The organism is Streptomyces sp. NPDC005803 (assembly GCF_040630435.1).
Lineage (GTDB): Bacteria > Actinomycetota > Actinomycetes > Streptomycetales > Streptomycetaceae > Streptomyces.
In genome coordinates this window covers 166,437-184,420 of the sequence record NZ_JBEXXO010000004.1, presented here as the reverse complement: position 1 = coordinate 184,420, position 17,984 = coordinate 166,437, and the positions used below count along the sequence as shown (strand labels likewise).

The following is a 17,984-nucleotide window of genomic DNA, read 5'->3' as shown; positions in this document are numbered from 1 at the left end:
CACGCTCAGCCCGTCCGGCGTGCGAGGACGGAGCGTCAGCCGGGTCCGCCCGGAAGGCCGCTCCCGTCCCCGGACGCCGGACGGGCTTGTCTACGGGGCCGTCAGTCGGGAGGTTGGCCCCTCGGACGGCGGACCGGCTTGTCTACGGGGCGTCCTCAGCGGGTTCGCCCTGGGGTGCTTCCCTCCGTGGATCCCGGTCGCGCCTGCTTATGGGCGTCAGCCCGGTTCGCCCTGGGGTGCTTCCCTCCGACCTCGGACGCGCCTGTTTACGGGGCGTCAGCCCAGTTCGCCCAGGAGCCGCTTCCGTCCCCGGACGCCGGACGGGCCCGGTTCGTCCCAGGGTGTCCTAGCCGTCCCAGCACGTCCGCGCCGAACGCCCGCCGCAGCGAATCCTCGCTCGCGCACCACGCCTCGGCCGCCTGACGGGTCTCCTGGTCGCCGCGGTCCCGCAGCGCCTGGGCCGGCACCCGCCAGTTGTCCAGCTCCGGGCTCCCCGCCCGCAGGGCCCGCCGCGCCAGTTCCTCGAACGAGGCCCGGACCCCCAGCTCCGCCTCCAGGACCGTGGCGATCGCCCCGTGCCCCGTCTGCTGGTCCCGGCCCGCCGACGGCCGCCCGTCACGCAGGAGTTCGACGGTCAGCGTCTCGCCGCCGTCCACGACGGTCCGGCGCGCCACGACCTCGTACGCGTCCGTGTCCCCGTACAACTCCCGCAGGCTCGCCCGCAGCTCCTGCTCCAGGTCGGTGTCCAGCATGCGCCGCGCCTCGGCGAGGGCCTCCTCGACGGCGCCCTCCAACGCCCCCGCCCCGTGCCGCAGCAGCGCCCGTACCGTCTGCGTCGACCCCCGGCGGGCGGCGAGCAGCAGCGGCGACTCGCCCTCCGGACCCGGCAGACACGGGTCGGCGCCGTACGCCAGCAGGACCTCGGCGGTCCGCGCGTGACCGAGCCCCACCGCCCACCGCAGCGCCGTGAACCCGAACTGCTCGCGCAGATCCGGCCGCGCCCCGGCCGCCAGCAGCGCCTCGACCACCTCCGTGTGCCCGCCGCACGCCGCCCCGCACAGCGGCAGATCGCCCGACTCGGGACCGCAGGCCCGGTCGGGGTCGGCGCCGGCCGCGAGGAGCAGCCGCACCACCCCCGGACGGTCCGACACGGCGGCCAGGTACAGCGCGCTCGCACCGTCCTCGTCCACCGACTCCGCGGGCACACCGGCGCGCAGCAGCCGTACGACGGCGTTCTCACTCTCGTACAACGCATCGAACAGGCTCGGGCCGCCCCCTGTCGCCGTCCTCGGATCTTCTGTCACATTTCGACTGTAATACGCCGCGCGCCAAGGCCCCTTGGCGAGAGCGGCGCCTCAGGTGGTGCAGTCCAGCACCGTCCGGCACAACGCGCACCGGGCCCGGACCCGGCCGCGGACCGGCACCCTGTTGCGCTGATGGCAGACCGGGCACGGGAACGCGACCCGCAGACCGTCCCCTCCGGCCTCGAAGGCGTACGGGGTGTCGGAGCCCGGGCCCGCGACCGCACCGGGGTGGTCCTGGGCGTACCGCCGGTCCTTGGCGTACCGGCGCCGGCCCGCCCAGCCCGCGGCCGTCAGCGGCGGCTGCGCGCTCTCGCGCAGTGCCTGCGCCCGGCCCTTGGTGTACGCGGTGTACGCCTGCGGGCTGGTGAACCACGGCGAGGGGTCCTCGTCGAACGCGAGCGCCCGCTTGGCGAGCACGTACCCGAACTCCTCCGGGGTCAGGTAGCCGAGCTTCTGGCTGGACGTGGCGTCCTCCCGGAACGCGTCCAGCAGCAGCCAGCCCGCCCCCAGATAGACCGCCGCGGTGTCGGTGAGGATCTCGTTGGCACGGGTCCCCGCGAACTCCAGCCCGAGCCGGTGCAGCAGCACATGCGTGACCTCGTGCGACAACGCGGCGCCGATGTCCCGGCGATGGGTACGGAAGCGGTCGTTCAGCTCGATGAAGTACTCCGGCCCCGCCGCGAGTTCGACACTCCCCGCATGCTCCATCGCGCGGAACGCCACGATCATCCGGGCGTCCGGCAGCCGCAGGTGCCCCACCATCGCCCGCGCCACCCGCTGCGCACCGAGATGCAGGTCGTCCGCGTCGGCGAACGCCGCGTCGACGGGGGCGAAACTGGGCGCGAAGCGGTGGACGCCGTCGTACGACAGCCGCCGGTACAGCGCGGTGATCGCCGACCGGACGGTGGCCAGGTGCGGAAAGCCGTGCACGACCGGGCTGCCGGGGTGGTCCGCCACGTCCGTACCCCCTCCGCGACGCTCAACTCCGCACCACTGTAGCGACCTGTCCCGCGGCGGACGGGCCCGTCAGGCTCCCGCGTCCGTCAGGCGCCCGCGTCCGCCGGGCCGCCCGTCCGCACGGGCACCCCCGGCCCCAGCTCCGCGAACGGCGCCCCCGCGCCCTCCACCTCCAGCACCCACACCTCGTTCACGCCGTCCCGCAGCACCGGACCCGGCACGTACAGCGTCCGCTGCGGGCCCGCCGACCAGTAGCGGCCGAGGCAGAAGCCGTTCACCCAGACGAATCCCCGCGTCCAGCCCGGCAGTTCGAGCCCCGCGTGCCCGGTTCCGGACACGTCCGCGACCTCGAACGTGCCCCGGTACAGGCCGGTTCCGCCGGATCCGTCGACCGGCACGAACGGCACCCCCGCCACCGCGCCCGGCTCGTCGAACGCGTCGAGCCGCAGCGCACGCGCCCGTACGCCGTGCAGGAACTGACGCTCGTGCAGCACGCCCCCGGTGATGCCCTTCGGTTCGCCCAGCCTCGGCCCGTAGTTGACCCGGCCCAGCGACTCCACCCAGACCTCGACCTCAGCGGGCCCGGCCACCGGCTGTGCCAGGGAGGCGTCCTCCTCGTCCCACACGCCCGCGCGGACCCCGTCGACGTACACCACCGCCCGGTCCCGCAGGCCACGGACCCCCAGGGTGTACGGGCCGCGCGGCCCCGGAAGCGCGACCCGGTAGCGCACCAGGCCGCGGTCGACCCCCAGTTCCTCGAACGTGGGCGGCACACCGGACTCCGCCGCCTCCTCGTCGCCCAGCGCCTCCAGGACGTCCGGCAGGGGCGCCCACTCGGTCAGTCCGGCCCGCACCGGCGCCAGGCCGGCGGGCTGGGGCGGCAGCGGCGGCAGCGGCCCGTCCGCGTACCGCGCGAGGACCTCCCGGAACAGCCGGAACTTCTCCGTGGGCCGCCCGTACTCGTCGACCGGCGCGTCGTAGTCGTACGACGTCACCGTCGGCCGCAGGTCCTCGTCCTGGAGCGGTCCGGAGCGGTTGGCGCCCGCCCAGCCGGCGAAGTTGGTCCCCCCGTGCGCCATGTAGATGTTCACGGAGGCGCCGCACTCCAGTATCTCCCGCAGCGCGTCGGCGGCCTGCGCCGGATCCCGCACGACCGGCGGCGCGCCCCAGTGCTCGAACCAGCCGCACCAGAACTCCATGCACATCAGCGGACCACCGGGCTGATGACGGCGCAGCACCCGGAACGCCTCGCGCGCCCCCGAACCGAAGTTGGCCGTGGCGAGCAGGCCCGGCACCGAACCGCCGGTGAGCATGTGGTCCTCCGGCCCGTCGGAGGTGAACAGCGGAACGCTCACACCACACTCACCGAGCAGGGCCGTCACCCGGCGCAGATAGACGTCGTCGGTGCCGTAACTGCCGTACTCGTTCTCCGCCTGCACCATGATCACCGGGCCGCCGCGGTCGGTCTGCCGCTCCACCACCTGCGGCAGCAGCTCGGCGAACCACCGCTCCACCGCGTCCAGGAAGCCCGCGTCCCGCGTCCGGACCCGCCGGCCGAACCGCCCCGTCACCCAGGCCGGCAGCCCGCCGTTCTCCCACTCCGCGCAGATGTACGGGCCCGGGCGGACGATCGCCCACAGGCCGGCCCGGTGCGCCGCGTCCAGGAAGCGGCCGAGTGCCGGGACGTCCCGGAATTCGCCCGGCCGCGGCTCGTGGAGGTTCCACGGCACATACGTCTCGACACAGTTCAGGCCCATCGCCCGCAGCATCGACAGCCGGTGCTCCCACTGCGCCTCGTGCACCCGGAAGTAGTGCAGGGCCCCCGACAGCAGCCGTACGGGCTTCCCGTCGATCCGGAAGTGGTCGTCGCCCACGGTGAAGTCAGCCATCGTGCTCGTTCTCTCCTGTGCGCGCGGTCCCGTGAACGCCGCGCCGCGCGGCCCGGTACGAGCGGAGCGCGGTACGGGGGGACGGAGCGGGCGGACCGGGAGGAAGGTCACGGCCCAGCCTCACCCCTGGCGTCCGGCCGGTCCATGGACAAAGATCACTGCTGATTGGACGCAGCGCGCATCACCGCAGCCCACAGCGCTGCCAACGGCACGACACGGGAACCGGGGGAGCGAAGGCCGATGTACCACACCTGGATGCGCTTCTTCACGCCGAGCCCGCTCCACCACCGCCTCGGCCTCGTCTGCCTGGGGGTGGGCCTGCAGCACGGCGCCCTGCCGACCGTCGGCCCGCGCACCCTGGACCACCACGTGGCCGTCGTCATCAACGCGGGCAGCGGCTGGTTCGCGGGGCCGGACGGGCGCCGGGTGCCCGTCACCGCGCCCAGCCTCATCTGGCTGACCCCCGGCACCCCGCACCACTACGGCGCCGATCCGGTCACCGGCTGGGACGAGAGCTTCGTCGACTTCACCGGACCCGCGACCACCACGTACACCGAACTGGGCTACATCGAACCGGAACGCCCCCTCGTCCCGCTCGCCGACACCGCAGCCCCGCGTGCCGCCGTCGGCCGGATGGTCCGGGCGGCCCGGCGCGGCAACCCGCTGCTGGAGGTGGAGACGGGAGCGGCCGTCCACGAACTCCTCGTCGCGCTCCGCCGGGCGCGCGCCGACGTCAGCCCCGACGGCGACCCGGTGCTGCAGGCCCTGGCCCGTGACGCCTTCCAGCCGTACTCCGTCGCCGAGCACGCGGCCCGGCACGGCATGACACCCGCCGAACTGCGCACGGCGGTGCGCCGGGGGGCCGGGTGCAGCCCGAAGGACTACCTCCTCGGCATCCGGCTCGGCCGCGCCAAGGAACTCCTGGCCACCAGCGACCTGCCCGTCGCCGCCGTCGCCCGCCGCGTCGGCTACGACGACCCGGCGTACTTCTCCCGCCTGTTCGCCCGCCGCGTCGGCATGGCCCCGGTCCGCTTCCGCGAACAGCAGGGCCGCAGCGTGCCGGGTGGGTGGAGCGACCGGGTCCCGGACCCGGACCACCCGCCGACGATCATCCCGTAGACCGTCTCCGCGAACTCCCGCGCAGGCCAGGCCCCCCGGCGTACGGCTGGACGCCGCGGACACGGCCGGGCCCGGAGCATCTAAGCTCGCTGACCATGACCACGAGCGACATCGACGATTCCGTAGGCGCCGAGCTGAACCGGCTGCGCGAGAGCATCGACAACATCGACGCGGCTGTTGTCCACATGCTCGCCGAGCGCTTCAAGTGCACCCAGCAGGTGGGCCACCTCAAGGCCGCCCACCACCTCCCCCCGGCCGACCCGGCCCGAGAGTCCCGCCAGATCGCCCGGCTCCGCCAGCTGGCGGAGAGCGCCCACCTGGACCCGGCGTTCGCCGAGAAGCTGTTGAACTTCATCGTCGCCGAGGTCATCCGCCACCACGAACGGATCGCGGAGGAGTCGGCGAACGGAGCCGGCTGAGGGGGGCGGTGGCCCGGACCCCCCGGCCACGCCCTCAGGGGGAGATCTCCTCCAGGGGCCGGTTCGCCGTCTCCTCCGCCAGGGTGCCCGCCACCACCGCGCCGACCACGGCCACCGCCGCGAGCATCACGAACACCGCGGTGACGCTGTCGTTCGCCGCGTAGACGACGCCGACCAGGATCGGGCCGAGGATCACGCCCAGGCGGTTGACCGCGCCCCCGACGCTGCAGCCGAGCGCGCGCATCCGGGTCGGGTACAGCTCCGGTGTGTACAGGTACAGGCAGATGTTGGAGCCGAAGAAGCCGACCGCCGACAGGGAGGTCCAGATCAGGACCTGGACGGGGGAGCCGGCGCCGAGCGCGGCCAGGGTGAGCAGGAGGGCGGCCGAGGCGCCGAGGCAGACGGCGAAGATCCGGCGGCGGCCGAGGACGTCCACCGTCAGGGCGACGATCAGGCAGCCGATCAGGCCGGCGACCGAGGTCACCGTGGAGTAGAGCAGGGCGTCGGAGAGGCTGAGTCCGTACTCGTCCTTGTAGATGCTGGGCAGCCAGGACGTCACCCCGTAGTTCACGAAGTAGCCGGTGAACCAGATCGCGCCGACGACCAGGGTGCGGCGCCGGTAGCGACCGGTGAACAGGCCCCGGACACCGGTCGCCGCGCGCTCCGCCGCGGTGGCGGTGGGCGCGGCAGCGGTGGTGGCCGGCGCCGTGGGGGCCGCCGGGGGGAGCGGCGCGCCCGTCGCCGCCGTCACCTTCGCCTCGATCTCGCTCATCACCGCTTCCGCCTCCGCGAGCCGTCCCCGCTCCGCGAGCCAGCGCGGCGACTCGGGCACCCGGCGCTGGACGAGGAAGGCCAGCAGGCCGGGCCCGGCGGCGACCGCGAACATCGTGCGCCAGCCCGCCGCCGGGACCACCCAGGCAGCGACCAGGGCGCCGACGGTGAGGCCGGCCGGGAAGACGAGTTCGTACAGCAGGACGAAGCGGCCCCGCTTGAAGCTGCGGGTGATCTCGCTGATGAAGGCCGCCGCCACGGGCACCTCGCCGCCGATCGCCAGCCCCTGGACGAAGCGCAGCGCCAGGAACGGGGTGAGCGAGGTGCAGGCGGTCAGGGCCAGGCTCACGAGGCCCGAGGCGGCCACGCAGTACGCGATCACCTTCACCCGGCCGTAGCGGTCGGCCAGCCGTCCCGAGAGCAGGGCGCCGACGAGCATGCCGGCCGAGCCGACGGTGAGGACGGCCGTGGCGTCACCCGTGCTCAGGTGCCATTCGTCGCGGAGTTCGGGCAGCGCGTAGGCGATCAGCAGCTGGTCGAAGGCCTCGAAGAAGGTGACGACACCCACGATCAGGCGGACGGTGACGTGCCAGCGGGAAGGGGGCAGCCGCTCGAAGCGGGCGGCGATGGCGGCGCGGGCGGTGCCGGCCGGCGAAGGACCCGGTGCGGCGTCCTGCGAGATGTCGGTGCTCATCCAGGGTTCCTCCTGCTCCGCGGGGGACCGGAGCGGTTGGGGAGCCAGGTGTACGGGTTTGCAGAGGGGTGTGAGTGAGCTGAGCGTACGGGTGGGGGAGCGGTACGCGCTGCCCGTGAGGCGTGACATCGCCCACGAACCTCTGTAAGCACCTAGCTTCTTAGGGCTTAAGTTCTATCCGGCGGGGGGTGGAGGCCGTCAAGACCCCGGGGGCAAAAGAGTTTTTGCCCGGGGGGCTTGCGGGGAATTACTTAAGCGCTTAGCTTTTTAGCCCTGAGGTACCCGGTCCTTGCGGCCGGCCCGAGTAACCGATCCGACCGCAGGAGGCCCACTGATGCTTGCCGACGAGGTGTTGGTCGCCGGACAGTGGCGGCAAGGCCGTGGCACCCTCATCGAGACGGTCGACCCGGCCACCGGCCAGGTCATCGCCACCGTGCACGCCGCATCCCTCGACGACGTCGAGGAAGCCGCCACCGCGGCCGCCCGGGCCGCCCACGACCCCGCCTGGCGCGAGCTCCCCGCCCACCTCCGCGCCCGGCTGCTGCACCGCATCGCCGACCTCGTCGAGCAGAGCGCCGACCGGCTCTCCGCCCTCCAGACCGCCGACACCGGCAAATGCCGCACCGAGACCCGTGCCCTCGTCCTCAGCGCCGCCGGCACCTTCCGGTACACCGCCGCCGCCCTGGAGACCGCCGAGGACGCCCTCACCCCCGCCCGCGGCCCGTACGTCACGATGAGCGTCCACGAACCCATCGGCGTCGTCGGCGCGATCACCCCCTGGAACTCGCCGATCGCCAGCGACGCCCAGAAGCTCGCCCCCGCCCTCGCCGCCGGCAACGCCGTCCTCCTCAAGCCCGCCGAGTGGACCCCCCTCGTCGCCCTCGCGCTCGGCCGGCTCGTCCACCAGGCACTCACCGAGGCCGGGCTGCCCCCCGCCCTGCTCTCCGTGCTGCCGGGCCGCGGCAGCGTCATCGGCGACGCCATCGTCCGCCACCCGGCCGTGGAGAAGATCACCTTCACCGGCGGCACGTCCACCGGCCGTACCCTCGCCCACGCCGCCGCCGACAAACTGATCCCCGTCTCCCTCGAACTCGGCGGCAAGTCCCCGACGATCGTGCTGGAGGACGCCGACCTGGAGCAGGCCCTGGCCGGTGTCATGTACGGCGTCTTCTCCTCCAGCGGCCAGAGCTGCATCGCCGGCTCCCGCCTCTTCGTCCACCGCTCCCGCTACGAGGAGTTCCTCGACGCACTCGTCTCGCGTACCGAGAAGCTGCGCGTCGGACCCGGGACCGACCCCGGCACCCAGGTCGCCCCACTCGTCCACCACCGCCACCGCGACAGCGTCGCCGCCTACGTCGACCTGGCCCGCGAGGAGGGCGCCACCGTCCGGTGCGGGGGAGCGGCCCCCGAGGGCGAGCGCTACCGCGACGGCGCCTACTACCTCCCCACCGTCCTGGACGGCCTGCCCAACTCCGCCCGCGTCTGCCAGGAGGAGATCTTCGGCCCGGTCCTCATCGCCCTGCCCTTCGACGACGAGGACGACCTCGTCGCCCAGGCCAACGACAGCGTGTACGGACTGGCCTGCGGCATCTGGACCCGCGACCACGCCAGGGCCTGGCGCCTGGCCCGCCGCATCGACGCCGGCACCGTCTGGATCAACACGTACAAACAGTTCAGCATCTCCACCCCGTTCGGCGGGCTGAAGGACAGCGGCGTCGGCACCGAGAAGGGCCGCGACCTCATCCGCGGCTACCAGCGGCAGAAGTCCCTCTACTGGGCCACCGACACCACGCCGCTGCCCTGGGCCACCCACTGACGCCGCAGCACGCGCCCCACGAACCCGAGCGGGAGAACGCCATGCCCCACGAACACCCCCCCACCCAGCCCGTCGCCCGGCTGCGCGCCCTGCGCTCCGTAGAGCTCCGCACCCCCGCCCTCACCGAGTCCGCCGACTTCTACCGCGAGGTCTGGGGCCTGGAACCCGTCGAACGGGAAGCGGACGCCACCTGGCTGCGCGGCACCGGCGAGGAACACCACGTCCTCCACCTCAGCCGCGGCGAACGCAACGGACTCGGCCGCATCACCTTCGCCGTCGCCACCCCCGCCGAGATCGACGAGGCCGCCCGCCGGCTCCTCGCCCGGGGCATCACCCCCGTGGCAGGCCCCGGCCCCCTCGACCAGGTCGGCGGCGGCTACGGACTCCGCTTCACCGACCCCGAGGGCCGGCTGATCGAACTCAGCGCCCAGACCCACGCCGTCACCCCCCGCGGCCGGGACGCCGCCGTCCCCGTCGGCGTCACCCACACCGTCCTCAACACCACGGACATCGACGCCGCCGTCGCCTTCTACACCTCGGTCCTCGGCCTGCGTGTCTCCGACTGGTCCGAGCACCAGATGGCGTTCCTGCGCTGCAACGCCGACCACCACTGCATCGCGTTCAACCAGGCCGCATGGACCTCCCTCAACCACGTCGCCTACGAGATGACGTCCATCGACCACTTCATGCGCGGTCTCGGCCGCCTGCGCCACCACGGCATCGACCCCCAGTGGGGGCCCGGCCGGCACGGCCCCGGCAACAACACCTTCTCCTACTTCACCGACCCCGCCGGACTCGTCTGCGAATACACCTCCGAGGTCGCCCAGATCGTCGAGGACGCCTGGATCGCCAAGGTCTGGCGCCGCACCCCCGACCTCTCCGACCTGTGGGGAACCGCCGGCCCGCCCTCGCCCGGCATCCGCAGCCACATGGCCGGCACCCCGGACCCGGGGCCCCTCGCCGCCACCCCCGCCGACATCACCGAAGAGGTGACCGCATGACCGCCACCCTCACCCCCCGCCCGGACACCACCGCCCGCCCCGCCCGCCCCGTGCGCCGCATCGGCCTCGTCGGCTGGGGCGCCATCGGCCGCGTCGTCGGCACCGCCCTCGCCGAAGGCCACATCCCCGGCGCCGAACTCACCTGCATCATCGACAACCGCCCCCTCGTCGACGCCCCCGCGCCCCAGCTCTCCTTCGAGGACGCCCTCACCGTCTGCGACCTCATCGTCGAAGCGGCGGGCCAGGCAGTCGTACGGGAATGGGCCGAGCGCGTCCTGACCAGCGGCGCCGACCTGCTGATCGCCTCCACCGGCGCCCTCACCGACCCGGACCTCGCCGACCGGCTGCGCGCCGCAGGACCCGGACGCGTCTACTTCACCGGGGGCGCCGTCGGCGGACTCGACCTCCTCCAGGCCGTCCGCGGACTCGGCCCCCTCACCTCAGTCACCCTCACCACCACCAAACTCCCCGCCACCCTCCACCAGCCCTGGATGGACGCGGAACTGACCGAACGCCTGCGGACCACCACCGAACCGGTCGAGGTCATGCGCGGCACCGCGACCGACGTCCCGGTGAAGTTCCCCAAGTCGACCAACGTCGCCGCGTCCGTCGCCCTCGCCACCGGCGACCCCGCCCTCGTCCAGGTCGTCGTCGTCGCCGACCCCGCCGCCGCCCTCACCCGGCACGTCATCGAAGCGGCCGGCCCGCACGGCAGCTACCGCTTCGAGGTCGCCCACCGCCCCGACGAAGCCAACCCCGCCACCAGCCAGGTCGTCCCGCACGCCGTGCTCCGCAGCCTCGGCGCCGTCGTCGGCCGGGCAGGACAGATCCTGTGACCGCGCTCCCCGCCGGGGCCGTCCACACCCGCACCGCCGGCGACCCCGACGCCCCGCTGCTGCTCTGCCTGCACGGCATCGGCTCCTCCTCCGCCGCCTTCGCCCCCCAACTCGACGGGCTCGCCGACCAGGTACGGGTCGTGGCCTGGGACGCCCCCGGCTACGCGGACTCCGCCGACCCGGACCGCGCCCCCGGCCTCGACGGCTACGCCGACACCGCCGCCGCCCTCATCCGCGCACACGGCGGCCCCGCCCACGTCCTCGGCGTCTCCTGGGGCGGCGTCATCGCCCTGCGCCTCGCCGCCCGCCACCCCGGCCTCGTCGCCTCCCTGATCGTCGCCGACTCCAGCCGCGGCTCCGGCACCCACCCCGACAAGGCGAAGGCCATGCGCCGACGGGCCGAACAGCTCGCCGCCGAAGGACCCCAGGCGTTCGCCGCCGTCCGCGGCCCCCGCCTCGTCTCGGACGCCGCGCCCCCCGCCCTCGTCGCACGCGTCGTCGCCACCATGGCCGCCTCCGTCCGCGACCCCGGGTACGGATACGCCGCCGCGTCCATGGCCGAAGCCGACCTCACCGACGACCTCGCGGCCATCACCGCACCGGCCCTCGTCCTGTGCGGCGAACAGGACACGGTCACCGGCACCGACGAGTCCCAGGCCCTCGCGGGCGGCCTCGAGAAGTCCGTCTACGTCACCCTCTCCGGCGCCGGACACCTCTCCAACCAGGAACGCCCCGAGGCCTTCAACGCCTGGGTCCGCGCCCACCTCCACGTCGTCGCCCGCGTCCCCGCGTAACGACGAAGCCCCACCCACCCCCACCACCGAACCGAGGAGCACCCGTGCCCATCGACAACACCCCGTACGAGACCGACGGCGACCTCGCGAAGTTCACCGACTCCCTCATCGCCACCAAGGACTCCCGCGAACCCGACTGGAACACCCTCTCCTTCCAGGAGAAGGCCGGCGCCCAGTACCGCCGCGCCCAGATCCGCTACGTCGGCTCCGGCGCCACCGGCAACCACGAGAACGACAACCGCATCCTGCCGTCGGGCGGCTTCACCCTCTCCAACATGCTGCTCCCGCCGGGCGCCGAAGGCCCCGAGCACACCCACCACGACGTCGAGGAGGCCTTCTTCGTCCTGGAGGGACAGGTCAGGGTCGGCATCCACCGCGGCGCCGACGAGGCCGAGTACCGCACCCTCGGCTACCGCGACATGATCGTCGTCCCCGCCGGAGTCGCCCGCTCCCTGAAGAACGAGGGCGACACCGACGCCCTGTTCTGCGTCATCATCGGCACCCGGAAGCCGCAGGTCCCCACCTACCCCGAGCACTCCCCGATGCACGGCATCACCCGCGACTGATGGCCACCGACGACACCCCCCGTACGGTCGTCGTCACCGGCGCCGGCCGCGGCCTGGGACTGGCCGCGGCCCGCCGGATCGGCAGCGACGGCCACCGCGTCGTCATCGCCGAACTCGACGGGACGACCGGCGCCCAGGCCGCCGAGGAACTGCGCGCCGAGGGCATCACCGCGGACTACCACCCCCTGGACGTCGCCGACCCCGGCTCCGTCGCCGCCCTCGCCCGCACCCTCGCCGGTGACGGCAGCCGGCTCCACGGGCTGGTCAACAACGCCGGACTCGCCAACGCGGTCGGCGGCAAACCCTTCCACGAGATCGACGTCGAGGCCTGGGACCGCATCATGACGGTCAACGCCCGCGGCCCCTGGCTCGTCGCCCGCGCCCTCCTCCCGCTCATGCGGGCCCACGGCGGCGGACGCATCGTCAACCTCGCCTCGGACGCCGCCCTGTACGGCTCGCCCCGGCTCGCCCACTACATCGCCTCCAAGGGCGCCGTGATCTCCCTGACCCGGGCCATGGCACGCGAGACCGGCGACTTCGGCATCACCGTCAACGCCGTCGCCCCCGGCCTCACCGAAGGGGAGTCCGCCGTCGACATCCCCGCCGAACGCCACGAGCTCTACCGGCTGAACCGGGCGATCTCCCGCCCCCAGCAACCGGCCGACCTGGTCGGCCTGATCGCCTTCCTCATCGGCGAGGAGTCCGGCTACATCACCGGCCAGACCTTCGCCGTCAACGGCGGCTTCACGATGCACTGACCCCCTCGGGCCGGCCACGCGAGCCCCCCGCCCCGTCGAGCCCATCCGGCCCGGCCCATACGGACACCCCCCGCCCCGTCGAGCCCGTCCGGCCCATGCGGACCCCCCGCACCAGGGCCCCGGCGCCCCCACGGCAGCGCACCGCCCCCCACCGACCGCAAGGAGCCCACCCCATGGACCTCCGCCTGAAAGGCCGCCGCGTCCTCGTCACCGGCGGCAGCTCCGGCGTCGGCCTCGCCACCGTCCGCATGCTGCTCGCCGAAGGCGCCCGCGTCGCCACCTGCGGCCGCCGCGCCGACGCCCTCACCACCGCCCTCGACGGCCTCGCCGGACCCGAAGCGCTCTACCACGCCCCCTGCGACGTGCGCGACGAAGCCGCCGTCCAGGCCTTCACCGAGAACGCGGCCGCACACCTCGGCGGCCTCGACGGACTCGTCAACAACGCCGGCGCCTCCCGGATGAAACCCTTCGCCGAGACCACCGCCGACGACTGGCGCGACGAACTCGAACTCAAGTTCTTCGGGGTCCTCAACCCCCTCAACGCCGCCCTGCCCCACCTGCGCGCCTGTGGCAACGCCTCCGTCGTCAACATCAACGCCGTCCTCGCCAAACAACCCGAGACCGCGCTGATGACCACCAGCGCCGCCCGGGCCGGCATCCTCAACCTCTCCACCTCCCTGTCCAGGGAACTCGCCCCCGACGGCATCCGCGTCAACTCCGTCTGCCTCGGCCTCGTCGACACCGGACAGTGGGAACGCCGCTACGCCGCCTCCGGCAGCCCCCTCGACTACACCGCCTGGCAGGCCCAACTCGCCGCCGACCGCGGCATCGCGCTCGGCCGCCTCGGCAACGCCGACGAAGTCGCGTACGCCGTCACCGCACTCCTGTCACCCAGGGCCTCCTACATCACCGGCACCACCGTCGACGTCTGCGGCGGCGTCAACCGCGCCGTCGCGTAACCACCCCGTCCCCCACCCCCAGGAGCACCCGACATGAACCGACCCAACGGCGGCGACCTGCTCGTCGAGACGCTGCGCGGACTCGGCGTCGACACGGTGTTCGGCATCGTCAGCGTGCACAACCTGCCGCTCGTCGAAGCCGTCGACCGCGACCTCCGCTTCGTCCCCGTCCGCCACGAAGCCGCCGCCGTCAACGCCGCCGACGGCTACGCCCGCGCCACCGGCAACCTCGGCTGCGCCCTCACCAGCACCGGCACCGGAGCGGGCAACGCGGCCGGATCCCTCATCGAGTCCCTCAGCTCCGGCACCCCCGTCCTCCACGTCACGGGACAGATCGACAGCGAGTACCTCGGCTCCGGACGCGGCTTCATCCACGAGACCAAGGACCAGCTCGGCATGCTCCGCGCGGTCTCCACCCACGCCGTGACCGTCACCGACGCCGAAAGCGCCGGCGACATCCTCCGCGAAGCCGCCGCCCGGGCGCTCACCGCCCCCCACGGCCCCGTCAGCGTCGAATGGCCCATCGACCTGCAGTTTGCCCCCCAGCAGCTCACCGGCACACCCGTGCGGACGGCCGGACTCCCCGCCCTGCCCGACCCGGCACTCCTCGACGAAGCCGCCGCCCTGCTCTCCGCCGCCCGCCGCCCCCTCGTCTGGGCCGGCGGCGGAGCGAACAGCGCCCGTCCCGAACTCGCCGCACTCCTCGACGCGCTGAACGCCGGACTCGTCACCTCCAACTCCGGCCGCGGCAGCGTCCCCGAGTCCGACCCCCGCGTCCTCGGCAACTACGCCACCGCACCCGCGGGCCGCGCCCTGCTCGCCGAAGCCGACGTCCTGCTCTCCATCGGCACCCACTTCCGCTCCAACGAGACCGCCGACTACAGCCTGCGACTGCCGCCCGTACACATCCAGCTGGACCTGGACCCGGCCGCCCCCGGCCGCGTCTACCCGGCCACCCGCGCCCTCCACGGCGACGCGGCCGCCGTCCTCGCCGCACTCCTGGGACGCGTCACCAGCGGAGCTACGGAACCGAGCTGGCCGGACCGCGTACGTAAGGCCCGCACCGACGCCCGCAGCGCGCAACGCCACGCCATCGGACCCCAGGCCGCGATCAACGACGCCATCCGCGACGCCTGCCCGCCCGGCTCCGTCATCGCCCGCGACGTCACCATCCCCTCCTCCACCTGGGGAAACCGACTCCTGGAGATCACCGACCCGGCCACCAACGTCTTCCCGCGCGGCGGCGGCATCGGACAGGGCCTCGCCATGGGCATCGGCGCCGCACTCGGCCGCCCCGGCACCCCCACCGTCGTCATCGCGGGCGACGGCGGCCTCGCCGTCCACCTCGGCGAACTCCTCACCCTCGCCCAGGAAAAGCCCGACCTCACCCTCCTCGTCTTCAACGACGGCGGCTACGGCGTCCTGCGCAACATGCAGGACAACCACTTCCCCCGCCGCTCCGGAGTCGACCTCACCACCCCCGACTTCGCCCTCCTCGCCGCCGCCGTCGGCCTCCCGTACGCACGGATCGCCGCCGAAGCCGACGCCGGACCCGTCATCAAGGAGGCCGTCACCTCCCCGGGCCCCACCCTCGTCGAGATCGACCTCACCGCCCTCGGCCCGATGAACACCCCGTTCACCCCGCCGGTCAAGCTCCCCGCCACCGCCACCGATACCCCTGGAGAAGGAGGCAACCCGTCATGACAACCGCCGAGGAACCCCGGCTCGACCTGCTCGTCCACCGCATGACCTGGGAAGCCGACGGCGTCCTGAGCATCGAACTCACCCGCCCCGACCACAGCCCCCTCCCCGCCTGGCAGCCCGGCGCCCACATCGACGTCCACACCGGCGGACACACCCGCCAGTACTCCCTGTGCTCCGACCCCGCCGACACCACCCACTGGCGCATCGGCATCCTCCGCGAACCCGCCTCCCGCGGCGGCTCCGCCCACATCCACACCCAGCTCCGCCCCGGCCAGACCCTCCACGTCCAAGGGCCCCGCAACCACTTCGCGCTCGACACCACGGGCGACGCCACCGGCTACCTCTTCATCGCCGGCGGCATCGGCATCACCCCGATCCTCGCCATGGCCCGCGAAGCGGCCCGCACCGGCACCCCGTGGCGGCTCGTCCACGGCGGCCGCACCCGCACCTCCATGGCCTTCGGCGCCGAACTCACCGCACTCGCCGAACTCCCCGGCACAAGCGTCGAATTCGTCCCCCAGGACGAACACGGCCACCTCGACCTCGACACCCTCCTCGGCGACCTGCCCCCGGGCACCCAGGTCTACTGCTGCGGCCCCGAACCCCTCCTCGCAGCCGTCGAGGAACGCTGCCCCGACGCCCGGACGGAACGCTTCGCCGCACCCACCCCAGCCTCCCGCGACGGCGAGGACACCGGCTTCGACATCGTCTGCTCACGCACCGGACGCACCGTCGAGGTCGGCCCCGGCACCTCCGCACTCGACGCACTGGAGAACGCCGGCATCCCCGTCGCCTCCTCCTGCCGCGACGGCATCTGCGGCACCTGCGAGACCAAGGTCCTCGAAGGCACCCCCGACCACCGCGACTTCCTGCTCAGCGACACCGAACGCGAAGCCGGCGCCTCGATGATGCTCTGCGTCTCCCGCGCCCGCACCCCCCGTCTCGTCCTCGACCTCTGAACCACCCCCGAAGGGAGCCGACATGGCCGGCCCGACCACCCCGCAGTACCTCGACCCGAACCAGGCACGCACCGCCGAGCCCACCCCGTACGAGAAGAAACTCGCCGCCGTGATCGAGGAGGTCTTCGGCAGCGGAGCCCACGACCTGCCCGGCCTCGTCGCCGGACTCAACGCCCGCGACCTGCCCGCCCCCGACGGCAGCCCGTGGACCGAGGACACCTTCCGCACCGAGATGCGACGCCTGGGAGCGTGAGACAACCATGACCACCGACACCACCACCCTGCCCCCGGGCACCCCCACCCGACCCTCCGAAGTCGCCCGCCCCGGCCACCGCACCGCCGACCGGCTCTTCGCCACCGGCATCCGCAACCAGTGGTACGCCGTCTGCCCCTCCGGCTTCGTCCCCGCCGGCGGAATGAAGCGCCTCACCCTCCTCGGCGAGGAATGGCTCCTCTTCCGCCGCGCCGACGGCACCCTCCACATGCTGGAGGACCGCTGCCCCCACCGCGGCGCCCGCCTCTCCCTCGGCAAACACCTCGGCGACCGCATCGCCTGCTGGTACCACGGCGTCCAGGTCGACGGCACCGGCACCGTCGCCGCCGTCCCCGGCCTCCCCGGCTGCAACCTCGAAGGCAAGCAACTCGTCGCGGCGCCCCACGTCATCGAGACCGGCGGCGCGGTCCTCGCCTACTTCGGCGACAACGAACACCCCGAACCGGCACCCCTCGTGCTCCCCGAACCCCTCACCGACCCGGACACCTCCGCGTTCCTCTGCTACGCCGAGTGGAACGTCAACTGGCGCTACGCCGTGGAGAACCTCCTCGACCCCATGCACGGCTCGTTCCTCCACCGGGACTCGCACAGCATGGCCGAGGGCCAGACCACCGCACGCTTCCGCATCCGCGAGACCGAGCGCGGCTTCTTCTTCGAGAAGACCGACCAGAGCGGCGTCAACTTCGACTGGGTCGAACTCTGCCGCACCGGCGTCGACTGGGTCGACCTCACCATCCCCTACCCGCCCACCGCCGGCCCCGGCGGACCCTTCGGCATCGTCGGCATGGCCACCCCCATCGACGAGGACCGCTGCGCCGTCTTCTTCTGGCGCTACCGCAAGGTCACGGACTGGCAGCGCGACACCTGGCGCTTCCTGTACAAGACGCTCCTGGAGGACCGGCACTGGGAGGTCCTCGAACAGGACCGCATCATGCTGGAGGACCTGCGCACCGACGCCGACCAAGCGGAGAACCTCTACCAGCACGACCTCGGCGTGGTCCGCGTCCGCCGCATGTACCGCACCGAGGCGGAAGCCCAGGCCGCGGGCTGACCACCGCTGCTGTCGAGGAGGCCTCGATCGCCGGACGGTGCTCCCGGCCGGCCCGTCGAGCCGGACACCGGAACCGCCGAGGCGCACACCGGTACCGCCGAGCCGTGCGGCGT

At 73.4% G+C, this 17,984-nt stretch carries 17 protein-coding genes; 13 read left to right on the top strand and 4 right to left on the bottom strand.

Going from position 1 to position 17,984, the window contains the following annotated elements; translation table 11 throughout:
- Positions 1–266 precede the first annotated feature (266 nt).
- The 3 genes from ABZ454_RS08050 to ABZ454_RS08040 form a co-directional block, all read right to left on the bottom strand.
- Positions 267–1,304 (bottom strand): ankyrin repeat domain-containing protein, encoded by a 1,038-nt coding sequence (locus ABZ454_RS08050; protein WP_359536541.1) that lies wholly within the window; start codon positions 1,302–1,304, stop codon positions 267–269.
- A gap of 51 nt (positions 1,305–1,355) precedes the next feature.
- A complete protein-coding gene (locus ABZ454_RS08045; protein ID WP_356314929.1) occupies positions 1,356–2,261 on the bottom strand; it encodes a hypothetical protein in 906 nt (301 codons plus the stop codon).
- Between the two features lie 86 nt (positions 2,262–2,347).
- Positions 2,348–4,150, bottom strand: coding sequence for a beta-galactosidase (locus tag ABZ454_RS08040; protein ID WP_359536540.1), 1,803 nt, complete (start codon positions 4,148–4,150; stop codon positions 2,348–2,350).
- 240 nt (positions 4,151–4,390) lie between these two features.
- Between ABZ454_RS08040 and ABZ454_RS08035 the strand changes: the two genes are divergently transcribed.
- Complete coding sequence (locus tag ABZ454_RS08035; RefSeq protein ID WP_359536539.1) at positions 4,391–5,269, top strand: AraC family transcriptional regulator; 879 nt, start codon at positions 4,391–4,393, stop codon at positions 5,267–5,269.
- Between the two features lie 95 nt (positions 5,270–5,364).
- Positions 5,365–5,688: a chorismate mutase gene (locus ABZ454_RS08030; protein ID WP_359536538.1), complete on the top strand. Its 324-nt coding sequence runs from the start codon at positions 5,365–5,367 to the stop codon at positions 5,686–5,688.
- 34 nt (positions 5,689–5,722) lie between these two features.
- Here the strand turns inward: ABZ454_RS08030 and ABZ454_RS08025 are convergent, their stop codons facing one another.
- Positions 5,723–7,153, bottom strand: coding sequence for an MFS transporter (locus ABZ454_RS08025; RefSeq protein WP_359536537.1), 1,431 nt, complete (start codon positions 7,151–7,153; stop codon positions 5,723–5,725).
- 334 nt (positions 7,154–7,487) lie between these two features.
- Here ABZ454_RS08025 and ABZ454_RS08020 point away from each other — a divergent pair, with 334 nt between their 5' ends.
- The 11 genes from ABZ454_RS08020 (at position 7,488) to ABZ454_RS07970 (ending at position 17,871) form a co-directional block, all read left to right on the top strand.
- Entirely contained in the window at positions 7,488–8,969 is a 1,482-nt protein-coding gene (locus ABZ454_RS08020; RefSeq protein WP_359536536.1) for an aldehyde dehydrogenase, read from the top strand.
- Between the two features lie 41 nt (positions 8,970–9,010).
- The gene (locus tag ABZ454_RS08015; protein ID WP_359536535.1) at positions 9,011–9,970 is read left to right on the top strand and encodes a VOC family protein; all 960 of its coding nucleotides are present in this window, start codon (positions 9,011–9,013) and stop codon (positions 9,968–9,970) included.
- Positions 9,967–10,806 carry an aspartate dehydrogenase domain-containing protein gene (locus ABZ454_RS08010; RefSeq protein WP_359536534.1) on the top strand — a complete coding sequence of 280 codons (840 nt, stop codon included), beginning with the start codon at positions 9,967–9,969 and terminating at the stop codon, positions 10,804–10,806. Before ABZ454_RS08015 ends, ABZ454_RS08010 begins: the two co-directional genes overlap by 4 nt.
- Positions 10,803–11,600, top strand: a complete 798-nt coding sequence (locus ABZ454_RS08005; protein WP_359536533.1) for an alpha/beta hydrolase — start codon at positions 10,803–10,805, stop codon at positions 11,598–11,600. Before ABZ454_RS08010 ends, ABZ454_RS08005 begins: the two co-directional genes overlap by 4 nt.
- A 50-nt stretch (positions 11,601–11,650) precedes the next feature.
- A complete protein-coding gene (locus ABZ454_RS08000) occupies positions 11,651–12,166 on the top strand; it encodes a cupin domain-containing protein (RefSeq protein ID WP_359536723.1) in 516 nt (171 codons plus the stop codon).
- A complete protein-coding gene (locus ABZ454_RS07995; RefSeq protein ID WP_356314902.1) occupies positions 12,166–12,924 on the top strand; it encodes an SDR family oxidoreductase in 759 nt (252 codons plus the stop codon). Before ABZ454_RS08000 ends, ABZ454_RS07995 begins: the two co-directional genes overlap by 1 nt.
- A 173-nt stretch (positions 12,925–13,097) precedes the next feature.
- Positions 13,098–13,883 carry an SDR family oxidoreductase gene (locus ABZ454_RS07990; RefSeq protein ID WP_359536532.1) on the top strand — a complete coding sequence of 262 codons (786 nt, stop codon included), beginning with the start codon at positions 13,098–13,100 and terminating at the stop codon, positions 13,881–13,883.
- A gap of 33 nt (positions 13,884–13,916) precedes the next feature.
- Positions 13,917–15,587 carry a thiamine pyrophosphate-binding protein gene (locus ABZ454_RS07985; protein ID WP_356314896.1) on the top strand — a complete coding sequence of 557 codons (1,671 nt, stop codon included), beginning with the start codon at positions 13,917–13,919 and terminating at the stop codon, positions 15,585–15,587.
- The gene (locus tag ABZ454_RS07980; RefSeq protein ID WP_359536531.1) at positions 15,584–16,546 is read left to right on the top strand and encodes a PDR/VanB family oxidoreductase; all 963 of its coding nucleotides are present in this window, start codon (positions 15,584–15,586) and stop codon (positions 16,544–16,546) included. Before ABZ454_RS07985 ends, ABZ454_RS07980 begins: the two co-directional genes overlap by 4 nt.
- A gap of 22 nt (positions 16,547–16,568) precedes the next feature.
- A complete protein-coding gene (locus ABZ454_RS07975) occupies positions 16,569–16,799 on the top strand; it encodes a recombinase-like helix-turn-helix domain-containing protein (protein ID WP_356314890.1) in 231 nt (76 codons plus the stop codon).
- A 7-nt stretch (positions 16,800–16,806) separates the two neighbouring features.
- Positions 16,807–17,871 carry an aromatic ring-hydroxylating dioxygenase subunit alpha gene (locus ABZ454_RS07970; protein WP_356314887.1) on the top strand — a complete coding sequence of 355 codons (1,065 nt, stop codon included), beginning with the start codon at positions 16,807–16,809 and terminating at the stop codon, positions 17,869–17,871.
- The last annotated feature ends 113 nt before the right edge of the window (positions 17,872–17,984 follow it).